The following is a 354-nucleotide window of genomic DNA, read 5'->3' on the forward strand; positions in this document are numbered from 1 at the left end:
ACGCTAACGGTAGTTTTGCAACTGCTACTTCAACCACCAATGCTAGTGGGATTGCTACAGTTGTATTTACTACACATACTGTGGTTGCTACTGCTACAACTGTGACAGCTACTACTTCGGCCATTTCAGGAACATCAGGAACTATCACCACCGTGGCTGGGGCTGCTAGTAAGTACATCGTTACTTCTTCATCTTCTTCTCCTGTGGCGGGTGCTACCGTAACTATCTCGGCTCAGTTAGCCGATGCCAATGACAATCCAGTTGCTACTTCGGGACAAACCGTTACTTGGACTAAGTCCAACGCCAATGGTAGTTTTGCTTCTGCTACTTCAACAACCAATGCTAGTGGGATTG

General features: G+C 46.9%; 1 protein-coding gene. It reads left to right on the plus strand.

Annotation, left to right across the window (positions count from 1 at the left end; genetic code table 11):
* Positions 1–354 (plus strand): hypothetical protein (locus EWU23_RS13785; RefSeq protein ID WP_166233191.1); only part of this gene is annotated, 354 nt, incomplete at both ends.

Origin of the sequence: Aquirufa beregesia, assembly GCF_011090385.1 — a bacterium.
Classification (GTDB): Bacteria; Bacteroidota; Bacteroidia; order Cytophagales; family Spirosomataceae; genus Aquirufa; species Aquirufa beregesia.